This is a genomic window from Kitasatospora sp. NPDC002522 (assembly GCF_053595195.1).
Genome location: NZ_JBSFXE010000035.1, coordinates 39,579 through 63,995, shown reverse-complemented (window position 1 = coordinate 63,995; position 24,417 = coordinate 39,579). Strand labels below are relative to the sequence as shown.

At 73.4% G+C, this 24,417-nt stretch carries 25 protein-coding genes and 1 pseudogene; 13 read left to right on the top strand and 13 right to left on the bottom strand.

Annotated features, from left to right (window positions below):
- Nucleotides 1–61: 61 nt before the first annotated feature.
- Nucleotides 62–1,372, bottom strand: a complete 1,311-nt coding sequence (locus ACWD4U_RS26310) for a hypothetical protein (RefSeq protein WP_363459377.1) — start codon at nt 1,370–1,372, stop codon at nt 62–64.
- 171 nt (nt 1,373–1,543) lie between these two features.
- Between ACWD4U_RS26310 and ACWD4U_RS26305 the strand changes: the two genes are divergently transcribed.
- The 3 genes from ACWD4U_RS26305 to ACWD4U_RS26295 all read left to right on the top strand — a co-directional run bounded on the left by ACWD4U_RS26305 (nt 1,544) and on the right by ACWD4U_RS26295 (nt 4,140).
- Nucleotides 1,544–2,617, top strand: a complete 1,074-nt coding sequence (locus tag ACWD4U_RS26305) for an oxygenase MpaB family protein (protein WP_363459378.1) — start codon at nt 1,544–1,546, stop codon at nt 2,615–2,617.
- 521 nt (nt 2,618–3,138) lie between these two features.
- The gene (locus ACWD4U_RS26300) at nt 3,139–3,750 is read left to right on the top strand and encodes a dihydrofolate reductase family protein (protein WP_363459380.1); all 612 of its coding nucleotides are present in this window, start codon (nt 3,139–3,141) and stop codon (nt 3,748–3,750) included.
- Nucleotides 3,751–3,834: 84 nt separating this feature from the next.
- Nucleotides 3,835–4,140 carry a WhiB family transcriptional regulator gene (locus ACWD4U_RS26295; RefSeq protein WP_363459382.1) on the top strand — a complete coding sequence of 102 codons (306 nt, stop codon included), beginning with the start codon at nt 3,835–3,837 and terminating at the stop codon, nt 4,138–4,140.
- A 7-nt stretch (nt 4,141–4,147) separates the two neighbouring features.
- Here the strand turns inward: ACWD4U_RS26295 and ACWD4U_RS26290 are convergent.
- The 3 genes and pseudogenes from ACWD4U_RS26290 to ACWD4U_RS26280 all read right to left on the bottom strand — a co-directional run bounded on the left by ACWD4U_RS26290 (nt 4,148) and on the right by ACWD4U_RS26280 (nt 6,054).
- Nucleotides 4,148–5,016 (bottom strand): annotated as a pseudogene (locus ACWD4U_RS26290) (SigB/SigF/SigG family RNA polymerase sigma factor).
- Between the two features lie 108 nt (nt 5,017–5,124).
- On the bottom strand, nt 5,125–5,481 hold the full coding sequence (locus tag ACWD4U_RS26285; RefSeq protein ID WP_363459383.1) for a PRC-barrel domain-containing protein: 357 nt from the start codon (nt 5,479–5,481) through the stop codon (nt 5,125–5,127).
- Nucleotides 5,482–5,631: 150 nt separating this feature from the next.
- Complete coding sequence (locus ACWD4U_RS26280) at nt 5,632–6,054, bottom strand: MarR family transcriptional regulator (RefSeq protein WP_363459384.1); 423 nt, start codon at nt 6,052–6,054, stop codon at nt 5,632–5,634.
- A 159-nt stretch (nt 6,055–6,213) separates the two neighbouring features.
- Between ACWD4U_RS26280 and ACWD4U_RS26275 the strand changes: the two genes are divergently transcribed.
- Nucleotides 6,214–7,026, top strand: coding sequence for an SAM-dependent methyltransferase (locus tag ACWD4U_RS26275; protein ID WP_363459386.1), 813 nt, complete (start codon nt 6,214–6,216; stop codon nt 7,024–7,026).
- A 105-nt stretch (nt 7,027–7,131) separates the two neighbouring features.
- On the opposite strand, the gene ACWD4U_RS26270 is transcribed toward ACWD4U_RS26275, so the two are convergent.
- The gene (locus ACWD4U_RS26270) at nt 7,132–8,970 is read right to left on the bottom strand and encodes a cellulase family glycosylhydrolase (RefSeq protein WP_363459388.1); all 1,839 of its coding nucleotides are present in this window, start codon (nt 8,968–8,970) and stop codon (nt 7,132–7,134) included.
- A 243-nt stretch (nt 8,971–9,213) separates the two neighbouring features.
- On the opposite strand from ACWD4U_RS26270, the gene ACWD4U_RS26265 reads away from it, so the two are divergent.
- Together ACWD4U_RS26265 and ACWD4U_RS26260 are read left to right on the top strand one after the other, a co-directional pair.
- Entirely contained in the window at nt 9,214–10,314 is a 1,101-nt protein-coding gene (locus ACWD4U_RS26265) for a class I SAM-dependent methyltransferase (protein WP_363459390.1), read from the top strand.
- The gene (locus ACWD4U_RS26260; protein ID WP_363459392.1) at nt 10,308–10,850 is read left to right on the top strand and encodes a hypothetical protein; all 543 of its coding nucleotides are present in this window, start codon (nt 10,308–10,310) and stop codon (nt 10,848–10,850) included. The genes ACWD4U_RS26265 and ACWD4U_RS26260 overlap by 7 nt, the downstream gene beginning before the upstream one ends.
- Here ACWD4U_RS26260 and ACWD4U_RS26255 read toward each other — a convergent pair.
- Nucleotides 10,821–11,753, bottom strand: coding sequence for an aldo/keto reductase (locus ACWD4U_RS26255; protein WP_449787320.1), 933 nt, complete (start codon nt 11,751–11,753; stop codon nt 10,821–10,823). The genes ACWD4U_RS26260 and ACWD4U_RS26255 overlap by 30 nt on opposite strands.
- A 116-nt stretch (nt 11,754–11,869) precedes the next feature.
- Entirely contained in the window at nt 11,870–12,799 is a 930-nt protein-coding gene (locus ACWD4U_RS26250) for an NAD-dependent epimerase/dehydratase family protein (protein WP_363459395.1), read from the bottom strand.
- Nucleotides 12,800–13,131: 332 nt separating this feature from the next.
- Here ACWD4U_RS26250 and ACWD4U_RS26245 point away from each other — a divergent pair, with 332 nt between their 5' ends.
- Nucleotides 13,132–14,061, top strand: a complete 930-nt coding sequence (locus ACWD4U_RS26245; RefSeq protein WP_363459435.1) for a LysR family transcriptional regulator — start codon at nt 13,132–13,134, stop codon at nt 14,059–14,061.
- On the opposite strand, the gene ACWD4U_RS26240 is transcribed toward ACWD4U_RS26245, so the two are convergent.
- Nucleotides 14,051–14,347 carry a hypothetical protein gene (locus ACWD4U_RS26240; protein WP_363459397.1) on the bottom strand — a complete coding sequence of 99 codons (297 nt, stop codon included), beginning with the start codon at nt 14,345–14,347 and terminating at the stop codon, nt 14,051–14,053. The genes ACWD4U_RS26245 and ACWD4U_RS26240 overlap by 11 nt on opposite strands.
- A gap of 191 nt (nt 14,348–14,538) precedes the next feature.
- On the opposite strand from ACWD4U_RS26240, the gene ACWD4U_RS26235 reads away from it, so the two are divergent.
- Complete coding sequence (locus tag ACWD4U_RS26235) at nt 14,539–15,477, top strand: carbohydrate kinase family protein (RefSeq protein WP_363459398.1); 939 nt, start codon at nt 14,539–14,541, stop codon at nt 15,475–15,477.
- A 25-nt stretch (nt 15,478–15,502) separates the two neighbouring features.
- Here the strand turns inward: ACWD4U_RS26235 and ACWD4U_RS26230 are convergent, their stop codons facing one another.
- Together ACWD4U_RS26230 and ACWD4U_RS26225 are read right to left on the bottom strand one after the other, a co-directional pair.
- The gene (locus ACWD4U_RS26230; RefSeq protein ID WP_363459400.1) at nt 15,503–15,940 is read right to left on the bottom strand and encodes an SRPBCC family protein; all 438 of its coding nucleotides are present in this window, start codon (nt 15,938–15,940) and stop codon (nt 15,503–15,505) included.
- Nucleotides 15,937–16,260 carry an ArsR/SmtB family transcription factor gene (locus ACWD4U_RS26225; RefSeq protein WP_363459401.1) on the bottom strand — a complete coding sequence of 108 codons (324 nt, stop codon included), beginning with the start codon at nt 16,258–16,260 and terminating at the stop codon, nt 15,937–15,939. Before ACWD4U_RS26225 ends, ACWD4U_RS26230 begins: the two co-directional genes overlap by 4 nt.
- A 107-nt stretch (nt 16,261–16,367) precedes the next feature.
- Here ACWD4U_RS26225 and ACWD4U_RS26220 point away from each other — a divergent pair, with 107 nt between their 5' ends.
- The 3 genes from ACWD4U_RS26220 (at nt 16,368) to ACWD4U_RS26210 (ending at nt 19,823) form a co-directional block, all read left to right on the top strand.
- Nucleotides 16,368–16,949, top strand: coding sequence for a TIGR03086 family metal-binding protein (locus tag ACWD4U_RS26220; protein ID WP_363459403.1), 582 nt, complete (start codon nt 16,368–16,370; stop codon nt 16,947–16,949).
- A gap of 88 nt (nt 16,950–17,037) precedes the next feature.
- Nucleotides 17,038–17,598: a GNAT family N-acetyltransferase gene (locus ACWD4U_RS26215; RefSeq protein ID WP_363459405.1), complete on the top strand. Its 561-nt coding sequence runs from the start codon at nt 17,038–17,040 to the stop codon at nt 17,596–17,598.
- Between the two features lie 197 nt (nt 17,599–17,795).
- Nucleotides 17,796–19,823, top strand: coding sequence for a HelD family protein (locus tag ACWD4U_RS26210; protein ID WP_363459436.1), 2,028 nt, complete (start codon nt 17,796–17,798; stop codon nt 19,821–19,823).
- Here ACWD4U_RS26210 and ACWD4U_RS26205 read toward each other — a convergent pair.
- Both ACWD4U_RS26205 and ACWD4U_RS26200 read right to left on the bottom strand, forming a co-directional pair.
- Nucleotides 19,804–20,490, bottom strand: coding sequence for a response regulator transcription factor (locus tag ACWD4U_RS26205; RefSeq protein ID WP_363459407.1), 687 nt, complete (start codon nt 20,488–20,490; stop codon nt 19,804–19,806). The genes ACWD4U_RS26210 and ACWD4U_RS26205 overlap by 20 nt on opposite strands.
- Nucleotides 20,487–21,668 carry a sensor histidine kinase gene (locus ACWD4U_RS26200; protein ID WP_363459409.1) on the bottom strand — a complete coding sequence of 394 codons (1,182 nt, stop codon included), beginning with the start codon at nt 21,666–21,668 and terminating at the stop codon, nt 20,487–20,489. Before ACWD4U_RS26200 ends, ACWD4U_RS26205 begins: the two co-directional genes overlap by 4 nt.
- Nucleotides 21,669–21,876: 208 nt before the next feature.
- Between ACWD4U_RS26200 and ACWD4U_RS26195 the strand changes: the two genes are divergently transcribed.
- Nucleotides 21,877–22,797, top strand: a complete 921-nt coding sequence (locus ACWD4U_RS26195) for an ABC transporter ATP-binding protein (protein ID WP_363459411.1) — start codon at nt 21,877–21,879, stop codon at nt 22,795–22,797.
- Nucleotides 22,794–23,627, top strand: coding sequence for an ABC transporter permease (locus ACWD4U_RS26190; protein WP_363459413.1), 834 nt, complete (start codon nt 22,794–22,796; stop codon nt 23,625–23,627). Before ACWD4U_RS26195 ends, ACWD4U_RS26190 begins: the two co-directional genes overlap by 4 nt.
- A 73-nt stretch (nt 23,628–23,700) precedes the next feature.
- Here the strand turns inward: ACWD4U_RS26190 and ACWD4U_RS26185 are convergent, their stop codons facing one another.
- Nucleotides 23,701–24,417, bottom strand: coding sequence for a class I SAM-dependent methyltransferase (locus ACWD4U_RS26185; protein WP_363459415.1), 717 nt, complete (start codon nt 24,415–24,417; stop codon nt 23,701–23,703).

Below are 24,417 nucleotides of genomic sequence, written 5' to 3'. Positions count from 1 at the left end.
GTGATCACCGTGGGAGAGAGGGGGGCGGGGGAGATGGGTCGGCGCGCCGGGTGCCCCGGGGTCAGCGGAGGGGCATGGCGTGGCGCGCGCGGTGGCGGTCTCGGCTGCCCGGCCGGGTGAGACGGCGGTTGGGCCGGGTGTCCGGAGCGCTCGGCGCCGGGGTGGAGCAGCTCAGGCCCGCGCGGTAGAGGCCGTGGTCGATGCGGCGCAGGGTGTCCGCGGCGAGCGCGTCGGCCAGCGGGCCCTCGCGGGACGGCCCGGCGGCGCCGAGCAGCCGGTGCACGGCGGTCAGGGCGCCGACCCGGTCGCCGTGGTCGAGGCGGAGGCGGATGGCGTCCAGGTCCTCGGGTCTGCGGTGCGCCCGGTCGATCGCCTGGAGGCACGGCACCGGGGTCCCGGAGAGCGCCATCAGCAGTTCCTCGCGCCGGAGTTGGACCGGGTCGTGGTCCAGCGCGGTGAGCACGCCGTCGACCACGGCGATCCGGTGCCGGGCGCCGCGGCAGTCGATCAGCAGCGGCGCGTCCGCCTCGCTCCGGACGGGCTCCGGCGGGCGGTAGCCCGGGGCCAGGGCGGCCGCGACCAGCGGGTGCAGCCGGTCGGGGTCGACCCGGCCGGCGCGGAGCAGCGCCACGTCCGGCGGCAGCCGGGTCGCGGCGTCCGGGAGGAGGGGATGGCCCACCGTCGAGGCGAGCGGGCCGGTGGCGCCGTCGGCCGAGAGCAGCAGGTGTCGGCGGTGGGAGAGACGGACCGCGACAGGGGTGTCCGGTGGCAGCCCGTCCGCGGTGCGCAGCAGCGCCGCCTCGGCCGCCCACCGTTCCAGCGGTGCCGTCAACGTCCCTGATCTGAGGCCGAGTTCGGCGTACCGGCGGGCGTCCCAGAGATGGCGGTGCAGGTCGAGGCGGAACCGCCGGTCCGGGTGCGGATGCGGGTGCCGCCTGGCCGCCGGGTCGGTGAGGGTGCCGTCCCAGAGCGCCAGCTCGACGCGCTGGCCGCCCTCCGCCCAGGCCGGCGCCGTGCGCGCGACCAGGTGGAGCGGGCCGGGACCGGCGGCCGGGTAGCGGGCCAGGGTGAGCGTCAGGCCGGGGCGCAGCAGCCCGTCCGGGGCGACCCGTGGCAGGTGCCAGCGCAGCAGGTCCGGAGCGAGGTGTCGCAGGTCCGAGCGGATCTGCCGGACGGTCTCCCGTCCGTGCGTCCGGGCGACGGCGCGCAGGTCGACCTCGGGGTCGAACCCGGCGGCGGCGCACGCTCCGCCCCAGTCGCCGAGCTCACGGCGGGCGGTGGCGTTCTCGATCATGGCCGGGGGTACGGCGAACTCGCGTACGCGGGGCCAGAAGCTGATACGGGCAGTCCCGTTCGCGCTGGAAGTGTGCATCAGGCATCACTTCGGGCGGACGAGACCTCCATTCCATGGCTAGTCATCGCCGGGGAGCCTAGCGGGCCCGGGCGGCGCTGTCAGCCGGGTTTTTCGCCGCGGCTCGCTGCGCGGGTGGGTTTCGGGCAGGGCCGGGCATAGGGTGGCAGACAGGGGCGAGGAGGTGCCGTGATGGCGTTGCGGGTGTGGCGGGGACCGGTGGAGGCGCTGCGGGTCAGGATTCTGCGGGAGATCAACTCCACCGTCCACGGGGCGGATCTGCACCTGGAGCGGTACGACCGCCCGGCCGGCGACCCGGGCCTGTTCGGGCCGCGGAGCGTGGTGTGGCAGGTGCACGGACACCCCGCCGGGATGCTGGTCGGCGGATTCGCCGCGCTGATGCTGCAGTCGCTCCACCCGGTGGCGATGCGCGCGGTCGCCGACCACTCCGACTTCCGCACCGACCCGACCGGCCGCCTGCACCGCACCGCCCGGTTCGTCGCCACCACCACGCTCGGCTCGACCGCGGCCGCCGACGAGGCCGTGGCGGCGGTGCGCCGGATCCACGTCTTCGTGCGCGGGGAGACGGAGGACGGTCGGACGTACCGCGCGGACGACCCGGAGCTGCTGCGGTGGGTGCACACCGCGGAGGTGGCCTGCTTCCTGACGGGCTATCAGGTCTTCGCGGGGAGAAGTAGGTTGAGCGATGCCGAGTGTGACCGGTACTTCGCGGAGGTGGCGCGGATCGGCGAGCGTCTCGGGGCCACCGGGGTGCCGCGCTCACGTGCCGAGGTCGGCGCGTACTTCGCCGTGGTGCGCGGCGAGTTGGGCGTGACCGGGCCGGCGCTGGAGGTGGTGCGACTGCTGCGAGGCTTCGGGCGCAGCAGGCGCGAGCGGACCGCAGTGCGGGTGCTCACCAATGCGGCGATCGGACTGCTGCCCGGGTGGGCGCGGCGCGAGCTCGGCATCGAACGTCCGTGGGTGGTACGGCGGTTGTGGGACCGGCCGGTGGCCAGGCTGCTCGGTGCGGTGATGGTGTGGGCCTGCGGGCTGTCACCGATCCGCGCGGCGGCCGAGGCCCGGGCGGCGAACCGTGAGGGCGCCGCGGCGGGTGGGGGGACGGCGGGCGACGCGGCGGCGACGGCCACGGGCGAGGGGGTCGCGGGCGAGGGGTCGGTGGGCCACGTGGCGACGACGGCCAAGGGCGAGGGGGTCGCGGGCGAGGGGTCGGCCGGCGAGGCGGGGAAGCGGATCGCGGGCGGCTGACGGGGAGGGTGGCGGGGCCGGGTTGCCGGGGGGTGTGCGTACGGCGGGGGCTGCTCGGGGAAGCCGAAGCGGCCGCCTACCGGGGCTGGGTCCGGTGGCGGCCGCTGCGGGGTTCAGCACTGGGGGCGGCGTCCGTGGTTGGCTCCGCGCCTGGCGCGTGCCTTCTTCTTCCGGCGGCGCTTCGATGACATGGCGACTCCTCTCGCGGCGGTGCGTTACCCCCTGCACCCACCGTGCCCCGGCTCGGTCGGGGGCGCCAGCCGAGCGTGCGGACGGTGGACGCTCGTGGATCCCGGTGATCGGTGCCCCGGGTGCCTAGGGCCTGTCTTCACACTGCCGTCGCAGCCCCGCGTCGTCTGGTGCGTGCTCTCGGCGTGCCGGGCGGAAGCCCTCGTACTGGGTGTACTTGGGCTTTCGCCCGGTGCGGCGAGAGTGCGTGCCGGGCGGCGTGGGGCAGATGGGAGTGTGAAGACAGGCCCTAGCATCGCGAGTGGACCGCCGCCGGGACGACAGGAGCCGTCGTGGGACTCGTGACCGCCAACCTCGCCATCTCGCTGGACGGCTACACCGCCGGGCCGGGGCAGGATCTGGAGCACCCCTTCGGTACCGGAGCGGAGGCGCTCACCGCGTGGATGGCCGAGAGCGAGCAGCCCGGGCGGGAGCACGACGCGCACCTGCTCGCCGCGCTGCACGCCAACACCGGCGCGCACATCATGGGCCGCCACATGTTCGGCCCCGGGCGTGGTGCCTGGGACGAGACCTGGACCGGCTGGTGGGGACCTGAACCGCCGTACCACGCACCGGTGTTCGTGCTCACCCACCACCCGCGGGCGACGCTGCCGATGGCCGGCGGGACCAGCTTCGAGTTCGTCACCGACGGCATCGACGCGGCCATGGAACGGGCCCGAACGGCGGCCGGCGAGCAGGACGTGGAGATCGCGGGCGGCGCAGCCACCGTCCGCCAGTACCTGAAGGCCGGGCTGCTGGACGAGCTGGTCCTGCACCTGGTGCCGGTCACCCTCGGCGCGGGCGAGCGGCTGCTGGACGGGGTGACGGCGGCGCTGGAACCGGTCGAGGTGATCGCCTCGCCCACCGTCACCCACCTGCGGTACCGGGTGGCCCGCTCCTCCTGAACCCCCGGCGTCCCGCGTGCATCAGCGGCCGGATCGCGGTTAGACGAGCAGGCGGAACCGCTGGTACCAGGGAAGGAGCGACCGATGACCGTGCTCTCCCGACTGCCCGGGGCGATCGAGGAGGAGTGGGAGTGGCAGCTGCAGGGCGCCTGCCGGACCGCCGACTCCGGCCTGTTCTTCCACCCCGCCGGCGAACGCGGCCAGGCCCACCAGGACCGTGACCGCGCCGCCAAGGCGGTGTGCGCCCGCTGCCCCGTCCGCGAGCAGTGCCTGCGCCACGCGCTGGCCGCCCGCGAACGCTACGGGGTGTGGGGCGGCCGCACCGAGGAGGAGCGCCGGACGCTGCTGCGCCGCCGTCGGCGCAACCGTCCCCGGAGCGGCCGGAACTGACAGCTCGTCAGTCCGCGGTGAGGCCCTCGCGCAGTCGGCGCAGCGTGCGGTTGAGCAGCCGCGAGACGTGCATCTGGGACAGGCCCAGGCGCTCGCCGATCTGCGACTGGGTCAGGTCCTCGGTGAACCGCAGCGAGAGGATCAGCCGGTCCCGGTCCGGGAGTTGGTCGATCAGCGGCTTCAGGTCCACCAGGTTCTCGACCAGCGTGAGCCGCCCGTCGGTGCGACCGAGGCGCTCGGCCAGCGGGTTCGTGCCGTCCGGCTCGCCCGACCCGGTGAGGTCCAGCGACCCGGCGGTGTGCGCGTTGGCGGCGGCCAGGCCCTCCACCACCTGCTCGGTGGGCAGTTCCAGGTGCTCGGCCAGCTCGGCGGCGGTCGGGTCGCGGTCCAGCGCCTGGGACAGCGCGTCCTGCGCCTTCGCCAGCTCCAGCCGCAGCTCCTGGAGCCGGCGCGGCACGTGCACCGACCAGGTGGTGTCCCGGAAGTGCCGGCGGATCTCGCCGACGATGGTGGGAATCGCGTACGTCGTGAACTCCACCCCGTACGCCGGGTCGAACCGGTCTATCGCCTTGATCAGGCCGACCGAGCCGACCTGCATGAGGTCGTCGTACGGCTCGCCGCTGGTGCCGAAGCGCCGCAGCGCGAAGCGGACCAGGTCAGGTTGAGCTCGATCAGCGTCCGCCGGACGTAGTCGTGCTCCGGGGTGTCGGGCTCCAGCTCGGCGAGCCGGGCCAGCAGCACCCGGGTCAGCTGGCGGGCGTCGGCGGGCGCGCGTGGTGCGCGGTGCGCACGGTGCGTCGGGCGCGGGAGCGCCGTTCTGGCGGACCCGGATTCGGTGGCTACGGATAGGAGGAGTTCATCTGTGGGCAACGCCATTCCAGTCCTTTCCTCGTCTCCGGTCGGTCCGTCCCCGGTTACCCGCCCGTTCCGATCCCATGCCCGATGAAGGCGTGCAGATCCGGTGAAGAGTCAAGGAAATGCAGGTCAGCGGCGGGCCAGTCGACGCTCCCCGGCGTCCCCCGCGACGTACTCGAGGCCGTAGTGCGCGAACACCTCCGGCTCCTGCTCGGCGGGCAGCACGCCGTCGGTGTCGATCGACGGGGCGCTGCGCACGTCGGCCTTGGCGAACGGGACCCGGACGTAGCCCGGCCCGACCACCGCGTCGGCGACCGGGACGAAGACCAGGCGGCGGCGGCCCGGGAAGCCGACGGTGACGGTGACGAAGGAGGGCTGGTCGGTGGCGGTGTCCACGTAGACGTTCTCCAGGCTGCCGATCTTCTTGCCGCCCTGGTCGATCACGTCGTGGGAGCGCCACTCGCGGATGTCGGCGGGCTGGATCATCGGTGCCTCCGGTGCGCAGGGGTGCGGCGGTACCCGTCCATGGTCACCGAACGGTCCGTCAGCTGCGCGTCCGACGTGCGAGGGTTGGCCTGTCCGGGCCCGTCGGCGGGGTGCGGCGGTGGGGTGCGGCGGGCGTGCCGGATCCGGTGTTCAGGCCTGCCCGGGGAGCAGGAGGGCGGCCAGCTCCTCGAGGAGTTCGGTGACGCGGCGGGCTTGTGCGGGGTCGGGGACGGCCCTGGCGATCACGGGTTCGGCCGGGCCGGCGGCGCGGGTGCGGATGTGGGTGCGGGCCAGCTCGGAGGTGCTCAGCAGGGTGCGGCGCCCGTCGGACGGGTCGGGCGCGGCGTCCAGCAGTCCGCGTTCGCGCAGCCGCGCGACGGAGGTGGAGACGTGGCTCTGGGCGAAGCCCGTGCGGGCCCGGATGTCCTGGACCGAGGTGCCCGGATGGCGGTAGACGTCCGCGACCACCGCGATCTCGCCCGGGGTGAGAGTCGCCGCCGCAGGGTCGGTGACCAGCTCCTTGCCGAGGTCGGTCAGCCGCTTTCCGAGTCTGAGCAGTCGCACGCCGTCCATGCCGCGCAGGATACATCTTCACAGATGCATCGGTGGCGATGTACTTTGGCGGGCATGACGACACATGACGACGCAGGAGAGTCCGACGGTGCTGCCGGCGGCGCTGCCGGCGGGACGCGGGGTGGAGCGGCCGGATCGGGTGCGGTGGAGTCGGGTGCGGTGGAGTCGGGTGCGGACGGACTGAGCCCGGTCTCGCGTACCGCGCTGGCGGTGGCGCGGGTCCGCGCCTACGAGAGCTCCCGGCCCGAGCCGCTGTTCCGTGACCCGTACGCCCTGGCCTTCGTCGCGGCCTCCGGCGTGCCGATGGACAGCACCGGACCGACGACCCCGTTGGCCCGCCGGCTGGTTGCGCAGGGCATCCTGCGTACCTGCTACTACGACGACCGGCTGCTCGCCTCGGGCGCCCGTCAGGTGGTGCTGCTCGCCGCCGGACTGGACACCCGCGCCTTCCGCCTGGCCTGGCCGGACGGCACCCGGATGTACGAGCTGGACCTGCCGGCGGTGTTGGCGTTCAAGGACCGGGTGCTGGACCAGCAGGGCGCCAAGGCGACCTGCGAACGGACGGCGCTGGCCGTGGACCTGGTCGATCCCGGCTGGCCGGACCGGCTGCTCGCGGCCGGGTTCGACCCGGAGCAGCCCACGGCGTGGCTGGCGGAGGGCCTGCTGGTCTACCTGGACGCCGCCGAGGCGGCCGAACTGCTGGGCTCGGTCGGCCGGTTGTCGGCACCCGGAAGCCGACTGCTGCTGGAGCGCGGCCGTGACGTCACCGGCACCCCGCACGAGCCGGAGCTCGCCCACATCACCGAACTGTGGCGTGGCGGCCTCGGCCCGGGCACCGGCGACTGGCTCGACTCGCACGGCTGGACCACGGAGTTCACCGCACTCGTCGACGTGGCCGCCCAGCGCGGCCGCCCGCTGCCGCCGCGCTCCGGCCCCGAGACGACCGGGTTCCTGGAGGCGCGCCGGGGGTGACGCTCCGGGGCTCGGTGGATCGAAGGGAGCGGCTTGCCGCCGCAGACCAAAGGGTCTGCGGCGGCGAGGCGACATCCGACGGGGGAGGTCACGCCTGACGATGTGTCAGGAGGTGGCGGTGCAGGTGGCGGTGGCGGTGGCCACGGCGGTCGAGTCGGTGCGGGAGGCCTGGACGCCGAAGGTGGTGGCGGCGCCGACGGCCAGAGCGCCGTTGTAGGGGAGGCTGGCCGCGGTCAGGGTCTGGCCCGACCGGGTCAGGGTGGTGTTCCAACTTCCGGTCACCTGAAGGGTGGTGGGCCAGGTCCAGGCGACCTGCCAGCCGGTGGTCGGCCGGGTGCCGGTGTTGGTGACGGTGACCGTGGCGGTCAGGCCCGAACCCCAGTCGTTCAGGCTGATCGTCGCCGAGCAGCCCGAACTGCCGCCGCTCGCCGAGGTCGTCGCGGTGACCGAGGCCGAGGCCGCCGAGACGTTGCCCGCCGCGTCCCTGGCCCGGACGGTGTAGGTGTAGGCGGTGGCGGCGCTCAATCCGGTGTCGGTGTAGGAGGTGCCGGTGGCGGTGGCCACCTTGGTGCCCGACCGGTACACGTCGTAGCCGGTGACCGCGGTGTTGTCGGTGGCCGCCGTCCAGGACAGCGACACGCTGCTCGCGGTGGTGCCCGTGACGGTCAACCCGGCGGGGACGGTGGGGGCCTGGGTGTCGCCGCCGCCGGTGGAGCCGCCGAAGCCGGGCGCCTTGATCGAGGCCAGGTAGCCGTCCTTGACGGTGTTGACGGTGGTCCAGTCGTCGTTCAGGATGCCGCCGGTGTCACCGGAGTTGGGGTTCCACGACCAGAACGTCCACTGGAAGGAGTCCGCTCCGCTGGTGGCCGTCGGGCGCAGGTACTGCACGATCGCCTTCAGCCAGGTCTGGTCGACTGCGGACTGCAGGGTGGTGCCGAACTCGCCCACCCAGACCGGGGCGAGGTTCTGGTTGAACAGGTAGCCCCAGTTCTTGTCCCAGATGCCGGGCATGTTGGCCGGGAAGCTCGGGTCGGAGAACCAGGTCTGCTGCGCGACGCTGGTGGCGTAGTCGTGCGCCGAGTACACCACCCGGTTGGGGACGCTCAGTTGGACCGGGTACTGGCCCGCTCCCTGCAGGTTGCCGCCCCACCAGTACGAGCTGCCGTTGAAGGTCTGCACGCCCTCGACGAAGATCAGCAGCTTCGGGTTGGCGGCGAGCACCGCCTCACCGCCGCGCTGGGCCGCCAGCCGCCAGTCCACCGTGGTGTCGCCGCAGCCCCAACAGGCCGGGTCGTGCGGCTCGTTGTGCAGGTCGATGCCGACCACGGCCGGGTTGCCGTTGTACCGGGTGGCGATCGACTTGAGGTTGGCCAGCCAGGTCGACTCCGGCACCGCGGAGGTGTACCAGAGCGCCGACTGCCCGCCAGAGTCCGGGCGGTGGCGGTCCAGGATCACCTTCATGCCGATGCTTCCGGCGTAGTTGACGAGCTTGTCCATCACGCCGAGCGAGTCCAGTCCGACCAGGTCGGCGTTCATCCCGTTCGCGGTGTTCAGGCTGGCCGGGGTGGTGCCCTTGAAGATGTCGTCGCTGTACGGCAGCCGGATCGTGTTGTAGCCCAGCGTCTTCATCTGGTCGATCATCGACTTGTAGTCGCGGCTCCACAGGCCGTGGGCCACGTAGTTGCCGGTCTCGAAGCCGAACCAGTTGATCCCGGCGATCCGGACCGGCTGGCCCGCCTCGTCGAGGATCTGTCGACCGCTGGTGTGCCAGTACCCGGCCCCGGCGGCGGAGGCGGCGGCGTTGGCAGTGGACGCGGTGGTGGCGGCGGTGGCGCTCGTGGAGAGGGCCGCCGGGGGGACGGCGACGACGGCGAGCGCGGCGGCGAGGGCCGCCGCACAGCTCGCCAGCCGGCGCGACAGGCGCCGGCGCAGCTGGAGGCGCATGGGTCTCGTTCCTCTCTGGACGCGGGTGGGGGCGTCCGGTGGGGGTGGGGTGGTACGAGACGGTCATCCGAGTAGCTTTGGGGAGCGCTCCCATGGTGTGAGGTGAGGGCAGCCCTTATGAAGCCAGACAGCGCATGGTCGCGTCAAGAGGCTTGGGAGCGCTCCCACTTGAGTTTGGGTGAGCAGTGGACGAATGGGTGGCGACTGGTCCGCCGATCGGCGCGGCACGTAGGGTGCTGCCTCGTGTCCCCGCTCGAGATCTCCGACCTGATCACCGCCGTCGACCCGGACTCGGGCCGCCGGCTCCCGGTGCGGCGCGCGGACGTCACACGGCGACTGCTGGAGAACGGGGACCGGCGGGCCGCCCGGATCGTGGCCGACCTGCCGGTGGACGGGGACGGCGTGCTCGACCCGGACGCCGTGGACGCGCTGCTGATCGGCGTGCACACCGAGCTGCAGCGGCTGAGCGAGGAACTCCGCATCGGCGACCGGATGCTGGAACTGCTGCGCCCGCTGTTCGCGGCGATCCGCGCCACCGGCACGCACCCCGGGCCGTACCGCCTGGTCGATGTGGGCTGCGGCCTCGGCTACGTGGTCCGGAGGCTCGCCGCGACCGGCGCGCTCGGCCCGGACGTCGAGCTGGTCGGCGTCGACCTGGACGGCGGCCTGGTCGGCGAGGCCGAGCGGCTGGCCCGGGACGAGGAGCTGGACTGCCGGTTCGTCCGCGGAAACGCCTTCGACCTGGCCGAACCCGCCACCGTCTACGTGTCGACCGGCGTGCTGCACCACTTCAGCGCCCCCGCGCTGGCCGACTTCTTCCGGGCCAAGGCCGCCTCGCCCGCCGCCGCGTTCTGCCACTTCGACATCGCCGCGAACGGCCTCGCCCCGATCGGCGCCTGGGTCTTCCATCGGGCCCGGATGCGGCACCCGCTCGGCCGCCACGACGGCGTCGCCTCCGCGCGGCGAGCCCACCCCGACGAGACGCTACTGCGCGCCGCCACCGTCCCCGGCATGAACCCGTTGATCTTCGAACCGCGCGGACGCTCGAACCCGTTCTGCACCACGCTGCGACCGGTGATCGGCGTGCGGCCCGAACTGGAGGCGCCGTTTCGGCGGGAGTTGGGGCGGGCGGCGCGCCGGCTGGCCGGCCCGGGGTGGGAGAGCGGCGGCGGGCCGGGGAGCGATCGGGGGTCGGGGAACGGCTCCGGGTGGGGGATCGGGCGTGGGCGGGAGAGCGGTTCCGGGTGGGGGAGCGGCCGGGGGCGGGAGAGCGGTGGCGGGTCGGATGGTGGCCTGGTCGTCGACGGGAGTGGTGGCGCGGTGGGCGGGGAGGGGGCGTGGTGAGTCCGGCGGTGCCGTTGCTGGTGCTGGGCCTGATCGACGCGTCGTTCAGTGGCTTCCGGGCGTACGCCGGGCGGGATGCGCGGATCCGCAAGCGGCGGGCCGTCGTGCGGTCCGCCGGGCGGGGGCTCGGGGTGGGCGCGGTGCTGCTGCTGGCGCCGGTGCTGACGGCGTGTGGGATCTTGGCGGTGGCGGGCGACTCGGGCCGTGCGTACGCGGTGCTGGCCGCCGGGGCGGTCGGGTACCTGCTGCCGATCGCGGTGTACGCGGCGGTGGTCGCGCTGTCGTTCGCCGGGTACTTCCTGCTGCCGTTCCGGGTCAGCACGCTGGCGGTGGTGATGGGGCTCGGGCCGTTGACGCTGGTACGACCGTTGGTGCTGGTGGCGGCGTGTGCCGGTGCTGTCCTCAACGGTGGCGGGTGGGCGGGACTGGCGGTCGGTGTCGTCGCGGCCGCGGCCGTGCTGACCGTCGAGCCGGTGGTGCACCGTCGGTGGTACCGGTTCGCGCTGTCACCGGGCGGGCGTGGCGTGGTCCGGTGACGGTGTGGCGCTGCTGGTGCCGGTGCGCTGACGGAGGGTCGGGGCGTCGGCGGCGAGGGCGGCGTGGCGGGCGGTCGCGGCTGAGTTGAGGTGGGTCAGGTCGTCGGCGGTGAGGGTGAGGTGGGCGGCCTCGGTCGAGTCGCGGATGGAGGCGGGGCGGCGGGCGCCGGGGATCGGGATCACGGTCGGGGACTGTGCCAAGTGCCACGCGAGGCAGACCTGTTGGGGGCTCACGCCGTACCGGGCGGCCAGCGTGTGGAACGGGGTGTCGCTGGTGGCGGGCCGGATGGTGGTCGGGTCGTCGACGGCGCTGGGTGAGATGCCGCCGAGCGGGCTCCACGGGAGGAAGGCGAGGCCGAGCTCGGTGCAGAGGTCGAGGGTGTCCCGGGTCTCCTGGTGAGCCGGGGAGAACCTGTTCTGGACGGAGACCAGCAGCGGACCGAGGATCCGGTGGGCGGCTCGGATCTGCGCCGGATCGACGTTGGACAGGCCCACCATGCGAATCGTCCCGGCGTCGGCCAACTGGCGTAGTGCGCCGACGGATTCGGCGAACGGGACGGTCGGGTCGGGCTTGTGCAGCTGGTACAGCCCGATGGTGTCGACGTCGAGGCGGGAGGCGGAGGCCTCGGCCGCGCGGCGCAGGTGCTCCGGTCGGCCGTCGACCGTCCAGGAGCCGTCGCCGGGGCGGCCGCGACCACCCTTGGTGGCCAGCAGGACGTGGTCGGCGTCGCGGCTGCGAGCGGCCAGGGCGCGGGCGATCAGCCGTTCGTTGTGGCCGACTTCGTCGGCGTGCCAGTGGTAGGAGTCGGCCGTGTCGATCAGGCGGACTCCCGCGTCGAGCGCGGCGTGGAGGGTGGCGAGGGCCTGTCGCTCGTCCGGGCGGCCCTCGACGGAGAGTGGCATGGCGCCGAGTCCGATCGGTCCGACGGGATCGTCTCCGATCATGCGGGGGACGGGAGTTGGGGTGGTGAGGGGCATGGTGGCCTTCGTTCGGGTGGTGGTGTGCGGCTTGGAGGTGGTCAGCGCTGGGTGCTCTCGCGGATGGTCTGGGGGAGCCAGGTGGTGAGCGGGGCGAAGGTGAACCCGAGGTCGCGGGCGCGGCGGGTGTCCATCGGGTAGGCGCGGTCGAAGGAGAACGGGGAGGGTGGCTCCGTGGTGGCGGTGGCGGTGGCGGTGGCGGTGCTGGTGCTGGTGGGGTGCAGTGTCGGGGTGGGGGAGCCGGTGATGTCGGCGATCAGGGTGCTCAACTCTGCTGCGGTGAGCGTGCCTTGGGAGGAGGCGTTGATCGGGCCGGTGAAGGTGGCGGTGCTGGTCCAGGCGAGAAAGCGGGCGATGTCCGGGGCGTGGACGAAGGACGCGGCCTGCGGGTCGGGGTGGACGGTGACGGGGCGGCCGGCGGTGATGCGGTCGAGGTAGTGGGCGAGGCGGCCGGTGAAGTCGGTACCGCCGAGGACGTGGGCGGTGCGGACGGTCGCGACCGGGAAGGCGGCGTCGCGGAGCAGTACGGCCTCCGCCTGGCGCTTGCCCTCGCCGTAGTGGGACTCGAGGAACTGCGGTTCGTGCCAGGGGAGTTCGAGGTCGATCGGATGCGAGGTGAGGTCGAGGGCGGACTCGGGCAGCAGTGGTCCGCCAGGGCGGCCGAGGTCGGCGTAGACCTCGACGGTGGAGGTCATCACGTAGCGGTCGGTGTGGTCGGCGAACACCCGGGTGGCCAGGGCGGCTTGACGTGGTGTGTAGCAGACCTGGTCGATGACGACGTCGAAGTGGCGGCCGGCGAGGGCGGCGCGGAGGGCGGTTTCGTCGTCGCGGTCGGCGAGGAGGTGGGTGACGCCGGGGGGTGGGGGGACCGAGCCGCGATTGAGGACGGTGACGGTGGCTCCGGCGTCGAGGAGGTGGGAGATGAGGAGGCGGCCGAAGTAGCGGCTGCCGCCGATGACGCACACGTGCATGGGGGCTCCTTCGGAGGGAGGTGGAGTTGGAGCTGGGGAGGGGGTGGGGGATGGAGCTGGGGGAGGGGGTGGAGGTGGGGGAGGCGGTGGAGGTGGGGAGTTGGGAGGGGGCGGAGTTGCGGATGGGGGAGTTGGGAGGTGGGGGAGTTGGGAGTTGGGAGTTGGGAGGTGGGGGAGTTGGGAGGGGGTGGAGATGGGGGCGGGAGGGTGGTGGGGGTGGTGGGGGGCTGGTTCGGATGAGGAGAGTCTGCTGGGGGTTGGTTTACAGCGGTAGTGTGTAGATGGGTGGTTGGTCGTAAGGGGGACTGTTGATCGACGTTCAGCGGTTGGCCGTGTTGCGGGAGGTTGCGCGGCTGGGGAGTTTCAACCGGGCGGCGGCCGTGTTGCACTGCACGCCGTCTGCGGTGTCGCAGCAGATTGCCGCGCTGGAGCGGGGACTTGGCAGTGCGGTGGTGGAGCGGTCCACTCGGGGCGTGACGTTGACGGACGCGGGGCGGCTGCTGGTGGAGGCGGCCGAGGCGATCGCGGCGGAGCTCGTCGACGCCCAGCAGCGGCTCGACCGGTTGACCGCCGAGCGGACGGCGTTGACCGTTGCGACCTTCGCCAGTGCGGGCCGTCGGCTGCTGCCCGCGGCGCTGGCGGGCTTCGTCGCCGACCACCCCGAGGTGGAGCTGACCATCCTGGAGGGCGAGCCGGAGGAGAGTCTGCCCGCCGTCCGTCAGGGCCGCGCCGACCTCGCGCTCGCGTACCACTTCGACGGGCCGCCACCGTCCCGGCCGGGTGACCGTTCGGGCCTGGACTGGACGCCGTTGGGCGTCGACCCGTTGCGGGTGGTGGTGCCGCGAGGGCATGTGCTGGCGGCCGGGACCGGCGGGCCGCTGCACCTGGCTGAACTGGCCGACCAGCGTTGGATCCTGGGCTGCCGGAAGTCGGCGGCGCAGTTCGCGCGGTACGCGGAGCTGGCGGGTGTGGAGCTGCGGGTGTGCTGTACGGCGACGGACTACGACTTCGCGCAGTCACTCGTCCGGGCCGGGGTCGGGATCGCGCTGATCCCCCAGCTGGGGTTGGCGCGGGAGGCGGAACTGGTGGCGCTGCCGTTGGCCGAGCCGAGTCCGCGGCGGCAGCTGGGGTTGGCGCTGTCCCGGCGGCGGCGCGGGCCGGCGGCCCGGTTGGCGGAGGAGTTGGCGGGACGGATCGAGCTCGCCGGGCGGGTGGGGCGGGACGGGCGGATGGAGCGGGACGGGGCGGTGATCAGTACCTGAACCAGGCGCTCTCGCCGTCGACGTGGAGCAGGAACTCGGTCACCGGACCCTTGGGGGAGGCGAGTTGGACGTTGCGGCTGATCTCCTCGACGACCGGCTCCCAGGCGTCCCAGTCCTCCGCCTCGGCCAGCGCGAGTTCCCGTTCGAACAGCGGCCGCAGTGCGTCGAAGCCGGGTTTCGAGGTGAAGTGGCCCGAGAGCCAGGGCCAGTCGCCCTCGTCGACGGCGATCTCGCCCACCACCTCGCCGCCGCTCAGCACCTGCCAGACGTCCCCCGGCTGCCACATCTCGGGTCTCCCTCCCGTTCGGCTGCGTCGTCCGGCCCGGAGCGTTTCACGCGCCACTGACAGCGCGGCACTGACAGGTGCGCATGGTGAGGGCGGCGCGGCACGCGCGGGCGATGGCGTTGACGCTGGTGGGGGGTGGGTGATGGAGTCCGCTGGGTCGGGTGGTGGGCTGGTGGAGAGGGGTGTCGGGGATGGGTGCGGGGTCGATCACGGTGGTGGGGGAATGCGTGGCGGACGCCTTCGTGGAGCGGGAGGCGGGGCGGGCGGGGGAGTTGGTGCTGCGGGTCCTGGCGGGCGGCGGGCCGGCCAACACGGCGGTGGCGTTGGGGCGGCTGGGGACGGCGACGCGGTTCCTGGGGCGGGTGTCGGGCGACCCGTTCGGGGTGCTGTTCCGGGAGCAGTTGGGCGGCGCGGGGGTGGACCTGTCGGGTGTGGTGAGTGCGGCGGAGCCGAGCACGCTCGCGGTCGCGGCCGTGGACGAGCAGGGGCACGCCCGGTACTCGTTCCACGCGGAGGGCACCGCGGACTGGCAGTGGACCGCCGAGGAGTTGGCGGCTGCCGACGGCACGGATGCGGTGTGCCTGCACACGGGTTCGCTGGCGTTGGTCCGGGAGCCCGGCGGGCGGCGGATCGAGGAGTTGCTGGCGCGGGCCCGGGAGGGAGCGACGATCTCGATCGACCCGAACGTACGGCCGTTGCTGGTCGAGCCTGCCGCGTACCGCGAACGGCTGGGCCGGTGGTGCGAGTTGGCGGACCTGCTGCGGCTGAGCGAGGACGACCTGGCGGTGCTGCTGCCCGGCGCGTCGCCGGAGGAGGCAAGCGACCGGTGGCACGCGGCCGGGGCGCGGCTGGTCGTGGTGACGCTCGGCGAACGGGGCGTGTTCGCCTCGCTGGACGGGCGGCGGGTGACGGTGCCCGCGCCGGAGGTGGAGGTGGTGGACACCGTCGGCGCGGGGGATTCGTTCACCGCCGGGCTGCTCCACCACCTGGACGGGCAGGGCCAGTTGGGCGGTCGACTGGAGTCGCTGACGGTGGAACAGGTGGCGGAGGCCTGTGCCTTCGGTACGCGGGTGGCGGCCCGGACGGTGGGCGTGGCGGGGGCCAACCCGCCCTGGGCGTACCAGCTCTGACGGTAAGTCAGAGGCCTGCCGGGGGTTACCCGTTGAGTGTGTCCGGTCCGGGGTCGCCGCCCTCGGCACGGGTGGCCAGGCGGGCGAGGTAGTGCGTCCAGCCCTCGCGGTGCGGGGCGCGGGCCTCCGGTGGCAGGTCGCGGTGGACCCAGGTGAGCAGGGTGCCCTCGCCGTCCGGGGTCAGGGTCACCTCGATGGTGCTGGAGCCGGGCGGCACGGCCATGGCGCCGTCCTCCCAGCCCCAGGTGAAGACCACCCTGGTGTACGGGTCGAGGACCAGGAACTCCCCGACGGCGTGGTGGTCGGCGTTGACGTTGGTGCGGAACGCGCCGCCCGGGGTGAAGGAGAACTCGCCGTCCCGACCCATCCAGGAGAGCCACTTCTCGCGATCGGTGAAGAAGGCGAACACCGTCTCCGGCCGGGCGGCGATCCGCCGCTCCAGCACCACCTGATCGCCCGTCATCCGCCGGTCCCCTTCGACCCCTCGGCCCGTTCGGCGGCCTCCGCCAGCTCGGCGAGCACGTCCAGCTTCTCGGACCACATCGACTGCAGGTAGGCCGCCAGCGGCCCCATCGCCTCCAGGTCGGCCCGGTAGTACCGCTTGCGACCCTCCTGGCGCAGCGTCACCAGGCCCGACTCGCGCAGCACCTTCAGGTGCTGGGAGATCGCTCCGAAGGTGACGTCGAACCGCTCGGCGATGTCGCTCGCGCACAGCTCGTCGTCCCAGACCAGGCGCAGGATCTCGCGCCGGCGGGGTTCGGCTATCGCTTGGACCGCTTCCACGGATGACATTTTAGTCGAGGCTTCAGCTTGCGAGGCAAGGGGGCGTTATTTTAGTCTCGACTAAAGCGATGGGTTCGACTGTTGCCGACTGATTCGAGGAGCCAGCCATGCAGACTGCAATGACCGAGTTCGCCACCCTGTTCGCCGGTGCGGCCGCTGCCGTCCCGGCTGACCGGCTGGCCGCCGCCACCCCGTGCGAGCGGTTCACGGTCGCCGAGCTGCTGGAGCACATCGGCGGGATCCTCGCCGACTCCGAGCGGGCCGCCGCGCGGGTCCCGCGGGGCGAGGCGTCGAGCGCCGCCGGTTCGGCCCCGGCCGAGGTGGCGGCCGGGGCCGAGCGCGCGGCCGCGGCCTGGCTGCGGCCGGAGGCGATGGAGGGTGAGACGGAGTTCGGTCCGGGCCTGATGCCCTCGAGCCTCGCCGCGGCCGTCACCCTGCAGGAACTCGCCATCCACGGTTGGGACTTGGCCCGGGCCACCGATCGGCCCTACCCCGTCGGCGAGGAGGCGGGCGCGGTGCTGCTGGGCGTGGTGGAGCAGCTCGCCGAGCAGGCCCGGGCCACCGGGGGCTACGGGGAGCCGGTCGCCGCGCCGGACGGTGCGAGCGCGTTCGAGCGGGCGCTCGCGCTCAGCGGTCGCGACGCCAGGTGGGGGACGGACGTCCCGGCGGTGGCGGCGGACGCGGTCTAGATGCCGGTCAGGGGCTGGTCAGGGGCCGGCCCGGGTGGAGTTCGGCGTTTTCGGTCGGGTCGGGCCGGTGGCCTGTTAGCGTGCGCGGATGGACGATCTTGGACGCATAGTGTGGCCGCCCGAGCCGATCAGGACCGAGAGGCTGGTGCTCCGTGAGCCCGAGGCCCGGGACCGGGCGGCGTTCGTCGAGTTGCTCGCCTCGCCGGAGGTGCACACCTATCTCGGCGGTCCCCGGCCGCTGGACGAGCTCGAGCGCGAGCTGTCCGCGGTGCCCGAGCGGTGGCCCGGGAGCTTCGTCGTCGACCTCGACGGGCTGATGATCGGTCAGATCCTGCTCAGGCGGGCCACGGGGCACCGCCGCCCGGCCGCAACGGGGAAGGTCGACCTCGGCTACCTCTTCCTCCCGCGGGCGTGGGGGCGCGGGTACGCGGCCGAGGCGTGTGCGGCAGCGCTCGACTGGCTGGCCGGGGTGCTCCCCGGGGAGCCGGTGGTGCTCACCACCCAGAGCGCCAACGTCTCCTCGATGCGGCTCGCGGCGAAGCTGGGCTTCACCGAGGTGGAGCGGTTCGAGGCGTGGGGGGCCGAGCAGTGGCTCGGTATGCGGTCCGGACTCGACGGCGGTGACGGGGAGATTTCCGGCCGATCATGAGCTGCGCGGTATCGGGAGTGCAATTGGCGATATGCGGAACAGCGGAATTCATTTGGCAGGGACATGGATTCGCCGGGTAAGTCAAGACTTACCTTGACGGAACGACAACCGTATGGTGTGGCTCGAACCGAAGGAGCCTGCTGTTGTCGAAAGCGAATGACCCTGCTGCGCGTGCGGTTGACTCGGAGCGGGATTATGTGTCCTCCCTTTATCGGGTGCTCTCCGAGCGGCTGTCCGCGGCGCAAGTAGACCGGGCGAGTGTGCTGAAGGCCCCGGCGGAAAGCGCTGGTGAGGCGTACGAGAGGGAAATCGCCGCCGAGCGTCTGGCCACGGAAATCGGCCGGCTGGAGGGCGCCGAAAAGGGGCTGGTATTCGGGCGCGTCGACTGGGCGGACGGCACGGCCCTGCGTATCGGGCGGATCGGACTGCACAGGGACGAGGACGAGCTGCCGCTGCTGGTGGACTGGCGCGCGAATGCGGCGCGGCCGTTCTACGAGGCGACACCGGTCCACCCGATGGGCCTGCGGCGGCGCCGGCACCTGCGCCTCGAGGAGCGCACGGTCGTCTCGGTGAGCGACGAGTTGCTGGACGGGACCGCCCCGACCGATGAGGACGTGGTGGGGGACGGTCCGTTGACCGAGGCGCTGGCGGCGCGGCGTACGGGCAGGATGCAGGCGGCCGTCGCGACGCTGCAGGCCGAGCAGGACGAGATCGTCCGGTCTGCCCACCGCGGGGTGACCGTGGTGCAGGGCGGGCCCGGCACCGGCAAGACGGTGGTCGCTCTGCACCGGGCGGCCTACGTGCTGTACGCGTTCCCGCGCGCCGCGGAGGAGGGCGTCCTGGTGGTGGGCCCGAACACCCGGTTCCTCGACTACATCTCCCAGGTCCTGCCCTCGCTCGGGGAGAACGACGTCGTGCTGGCGACCTGCCGGGAGCTGGCCGGCGTGTCCACGGACGCGGTGGAGCCGTTCGACGCGGCGCGGCTCAAGGGCGGCTCCGACCTCGCCGACGCCCTGGCCTGCGTGTTGCGCGTCCACCAGGCCCCCGCCGGGGGCTTCACCGTGCGGGTCGGGCAGGAACTGGTCCAGCTGTCCGACGAGGTGGTCGCCACGGCGCGCGACGCCGCCGTGGTGGCCGTACCGGGGCACAACCGCGCGCGGCGGGTGTTCAGGGAGCTCCTGGTCGACGCCGTCACCGACGCGATGCAACGTGACCTGGGCGACGTCCTGGAGCAGATCGACGCCGATGCCGCCAGGATGACGGGCTTGGACCTCGACCGGTTCACGGGCGCCGCCCAGCACCGTGCCGAAGGGGCGGGCGACCCGGGTCCGGGCCATGAGCTGGACGTGGACGCCGTCCGCGCCGAACTCCTCGACGACGCCGGCGTCGACCGAGCGGTCGAGGTGCTGTGGCCGCGGCTGGCTCCCGGTGACCTGGTGAAGGCGCTGCTGACGGACGCCGGTGCGCTCGCCGCGTACCTGCCCCGGCTGACCGCGCAGGAGCGGTCCCTGCTGCTGCGCGGTCCTGACGACCCGTGGACCGATGCCGACGTGCCGTTGCTGGACGAGGCGGCGAGCCTGGTCGACGGTCCCCCCGAGCGGACGTACGGGCACGTAGTCGTCGACGAGGCGCAGGAACTGACGGCCATGCAGTGGCGGATGATCGTCCGCCGGTGCCCGGCCAGGGCGATGACGCTGGTGGGCGACTTCGCGCAGGCGGGCCCGGTCGCGACCGCGCGCGACTGGAAGGAAGCCCTGAGTCCCCACGTCGGACCGCGGTTCAGGCTGCACCACCTGACCGTCAGCTACCGCACCACGCAGGAGATCCTGGAGAGCGTCCGGGACCTGCTCGCGCGGATCGCGCCGGACCAGGAGCCCACCCGGTCACTGCGCAGCGGTGAGGTCCCGCGCATGGTGACCACAGCTCCGGACGGGTTGGTCACCTCGGTCGTCCAGGAACTCCGTGCCCAGAGCGCCGCGCACCCGGGGGAACTGCTGGGCGTGATCTGCGCCGACACCAGGGTGCGCGAACTGACGGAGCGAGGGATCGCTCAGCACGCACGCGTCGTGCCGGCCTCCGAAGCACGCGGGCTGGAATTCGACGGGGTCGTCGTGATGGATCCCGAGGAAATCATCGCGGCTCGCCCCGGCGGGGAAAGGGACTTGTACGTGGCTCTGACCCGGGCCACCAAGCGGCTGTGCACCGTCACAATCCAGCCTGTCTGACGCCCGCGGTGACGAGGCCGCTCTCGTAGGCGGTGATCACGAGCTGGACCCGGTCCCGGGCGCCCAGTTTGGTGAGCAGGCGGGACACGTGCGACTTGGCGGTGGCCACCGTGATGAAGAGGTCTTCCGCGATCTCGGTGTTCGACCGGCCGTGGCCGACCAGGGTCAGGACCTCTCGTTCCCGCTCGGTGATGCCCTCGATCACGTGGGGGGAGCGGGCCGGGGTGGCTGCGGGGCGGCCGGCGAACTCGGCGATCAGGCGGCGGGTGACGCCCGGGGCGATCAGGGCGTCGCCGGCGGCGACCACGCGGACGGCGGCGAGGATGTCGTCGAGTGCCATGTCCTTGACCACGAAGCCGCTCGCTCCGGCCCGGAGCGCGCCGTAGACGTGGTCGTCCTCGTCGAAGGTGGTCAGGACGAGGACGCGCGCCGAGGTCGGCCCGGCGGTGATCAGCCGGGTGGCCTCGATCCCGTCCATGCCGGGCATCCGGACGTCCATCACCACGACGTCGGGGCACAGGTCCGCGACCAGTCGGACCGCCTCGCCGCCGCCGGAGGCCTCGCCGACGACCTCCAGGTCGGGGTGGTCGGCCATGATCACGCGGAGGCCGGAACGCACCAGCGGCTGGTCGTCGACGAGCAGGACGCGGATGTGACGGTCCGTCATCGGGCCGCCGCCGCTGCTCCGGTGGCCGCGGGCAGGGGCAGTCGCGCCGCCACCCGGAAGCCGCCCTCGGGACGCGGCCCGGCGCTGAGGCGGCCGTGCAGCAGCGCGACCCGCTCGCGCATGCCCACGATGCCGAAGCCCTGGGTCGGGCCGTCCGCTGCGGTGCCGCGCCCGTCGTCGACGATCTCCACGGATAGCTCCCCGTCCCCGTCCCCGTACTCGATGGTCACCCGGCAGTGCCCGGTGCCCGCGTGGCGGACCACGTTGGTCAGTGCCTCCTGGACGATACGGTAGGCCGACAGGTCGATGTCGGCCGGCAGCGGGCGCTGGTCCCCGCCGCGGTGCAGGTCGACCCGTACGCCGGCGTCCGCCGTCGCCGCCACCAGCCGTTCGAGGTCCGCCAGGCCGGGCGACGGCGCGAGCGGGGCCCGTGCCGAGACCTCGGTGTCCGGGTCGGTCTGACGGAGTGCCACCAGCGTGCGCCGGAGACCCGACAGGGTCTCCCTGCTGGTGGTTTCGATCGCCCGCAGGGCTTCGCGGGCCTCCTCGGGCTGGGTGCGAATGACCCGGCTGCCCACCCCGGCCTGGATGGCGATGATGCCGATACTGTGCGCGACCATGTCGTGCAACTCCCGTGCGATCCGCAGCCGTTCGGCGACCACGGCCTCCGCCACCGCCTGCGCGCGCAGCTCCACCGCGTGCTCGCGGCGCTCCCTGCTCAGCAGGCCGACCGTGCCGGCCGCGACCATCGCGAGGAGGGCGATCAGGAGGTTGACGGCCAGTCCGTCGCCGTGCGCGAACCCGCCGACGAGCAGCAGTTGGACGGCCAGGGAGACGCCCACCGCGACGGCCGAGGCCCGCCGCGGGCGGGTGGCGACGAGGAAGCCCAGCACCAGGTCCACCGCCAGGAACGACAGGAACTGGCCCTGGTACGAAGCCGACAGGTCCGCACCGGCGGAGCTCGGGGGACCCGCCACCGCGGCCGCGGACCCGAGGAGCGTCAGGGCCAGGGCCAGGACCGGCGCCCTGCGCAGGACGCCGACGAGCAGGCTCGCCGCCAGCAGTGTCCCGACGCCGTGGACCGTGCCGGAAGCCCGCGGCGCGCCGCCCACGAGCAGGGCCACCGCGAGGAGGTACAGCACGCCCCCCGCCCAGGCCGTGAGGTTCGTTCGCGTCATCGGAGGTGCGCCCTCGCGGTGCGAAGGCCGCACGGTGCGACGGTCGCGGGCGGCGGGGCGGTCGGTAGGTTGATCATCCCGCGACACTATCCAGCCGCCGACCCCGCGGCGTCCTCCCGGGGGCTTACGCCCCAGGGCCAACCCGGCCCCGCGATTGCCGTCCCCGGCCCCATGACCGGCCGGGGCCCGTCCCGGCAGTGTGGTCCACATGATCGAAGTACAGGAACTCACCAAGCGCTACGGCGGCAGGACCGCCGTCGCCGGGCTGTCCTTCACCGTGCGGCCGGGCCAGGTCACGGGCTTCCTCGGCCCCAACGGAGCGGGCAAGTCCACCACCCTGCGGATGATCCTCGGCCTGGAGGCGCCCACCGGCGGCGCCGCCACCGTCAACGGGGTCCCCTTCCGCAGCCACGCCCGCGGGCTGCGGCACGTCGGCGCCCTGCTGGACGCCGGCCAGGTCCACGGCGGACGCACCGCCACGGCCCACCTGTCGGCCCTGGCCCGCAGCAACGGGATCTCCGCGCGCCGGGTGGGCGAGGTGCTGCACGAAGTGGGCCTGGCCGAGGCGGCGGGCCGCCGGATCAGCGGGTTCTCGCTCGGCATGAAGCAGCGCCTGGGGGTCGCCACCGCGCTGCTCGGCGACCCGCCGGTGCTGATGTTCGACGAACCGGTCAACGGCATGGACCCGGAAGGTGTGCTCTGGATGCGCCGCCTCTTCCGCCGCCTCGCGACCGAGGGCCGCACGGTCTTCCTCTCCAGCCACCTCATGTCGGAGATGGAGAACACCGCCGACCAGCTCGTCGTCATCGGCCGGGGCCGGCTCATCGCCGCCGAGTCGGTACGGGAGTTCGCGGCCCGCAGCACCAGCCCCGGCGTGGTGGTGGGCACGCGGCAGGCCGCCGAGCTGACGGCGGTGCTGACCGCCGCCGGCGCGTCGGTCGAGCCGGAGGGGTCCGCGGGTACCGAGAAGCTCGTCGTGACCGGACTGCCGACGGACCGGATCGCCGCGCTCGCCTTCGAGCACCGGATCCTGCTCAACGAACTCACCACCCGGGCGGCCTCGTTGGAAGAGGCCTTCATGGAACTCACCGCCGACAGCGTCGAATACCAGGCAGGACAGCCCCGATGACCACACTCGCCACCGCCCCCGCGACCAGCTCGGCCGCCCCCCTCGCCGAGCCGCCCGCCCGCTTCCGCGACCTGATCGCGTCCGAATGGATCAAGACACGGTCGCTGCGCTCCACCCCGTGGGTGCTGGTATTCATCACCCTGTTCGTGATCGGGTCCGCCGCCGTGGCCACGTTCTCCGACCGGGCCGCGGGCTCCGAACCCGGCAGTTTCCTGGCCTACGACGCGTTCTCCTCGCCCGGCTACCTGACGCTGATACTCGTCGCCGGCAGCATGGGCGCCCTCGGCGTCGTCAGCGAGTACAGCAGCGGCCTGATCCGCACCACCCTCGCGGCCGTCCCCGCCCGCGGCGCGGTCGTGCTGGCCAAGGCGGTCGTCACCGCCGTGCTGTGGACCGCCGTCGGCACGGTCGCCGCCCTCGGGTCCTTCCTGGTCTCCCAGGCCGTCCTGCGCGGGCACGGTGCCGACGTCCCGATCACCCACCCCGACGTGCTCCGCCCGCTGGTGGCCTCCGCGTTGCTGGCTCCGGTCTGCGCCCTGACCGGCCTGGGCCTCGCCGTCCTGCTCCGCCATGCCGCCGCGACCATGCTCACCAGCGCCTTCGCGCTGCTGATGCTGCCCACCATGTTCTCCGAGGGCAACCGCTGGTCCGCCGACATCAGGCACACCATGATCTCCGCCGCCTGGACCCGTCTCGTCCAGACCTGGGAGCCCGATCCCGGATCCCTGGGCTACGCCGCCACCCTCCCCGGCTGCTGGCTCGTCTACGCCCTCTGGCCGCTGACCGCGGTCGCCCTCGCGGTGCTCGTCGTACGGCGCCGCGACGTCTGACCGGCGACGGCGCCGGGACGTGTGACCGGCGACGGCGCCGGGACGTGTGAACGGCGCGTGCTCGCGGGGCGGTTCAGGGCTGGACGGGGTCGGCCCGGAAGGCGAGTTCGGACCAGGTGACGCCGTTGCGGGAGTGCAGGTCCTGGCGTTCGGAGTGGTGGACGGGGTGGAGGTGGTGGCGGGCGGCGAGGGTGGTGGTCTCGGCGGCGGAGACGTCGTACATGACGCGTCCGGGTGGGACCGGGCCGTGGCGGAGGGTGAGGAAGAGACGGCCGGCCGGGGCGAGCAGGGCGGCGATGCGGGCCATGGAGCGTTCGCGTTCGGCCGGCGCGAGGTGCATCCAGACGGCGGTGGCGAAGACGGCGTCGAAGGCAGCGTCGGACGTGGCGTCGAAGGTGGCGTCGAAGGCAGCGTCGGACGTGGCGTCGAAGGTGGCTTCGAGGGCGGCGTGGTGAGGGAGCGTCAGGTCGGGGAGGGCGGCGTCCAGCCAGGTGATCGCCGGGTCGGGGTGCAGGCGGCGGCCGTGGGCTCGCAGTTCGGCGGTCGGCTCGACGGCGAGGACCTGGTGGCCGCGGGCCGCGAGGGCGGCGGCGTCGCGGCCGGTGCCCGCGCCGAGGTCGAGGATGCGGGCCGGGGCGGCGGGGAGCAGGTGCAGGACCCGGGCGTGGACCTGCTCGAAGGTGACCTCCTCGTACTGGACGGCGAGGGTGTCCGCGGCCTCCGCGTAGCCGGCCGTGCCGGGGACGGGGGGAGTGGTGGGAATGCCGGAGGTGGGGTGGGAGGGGTGCAT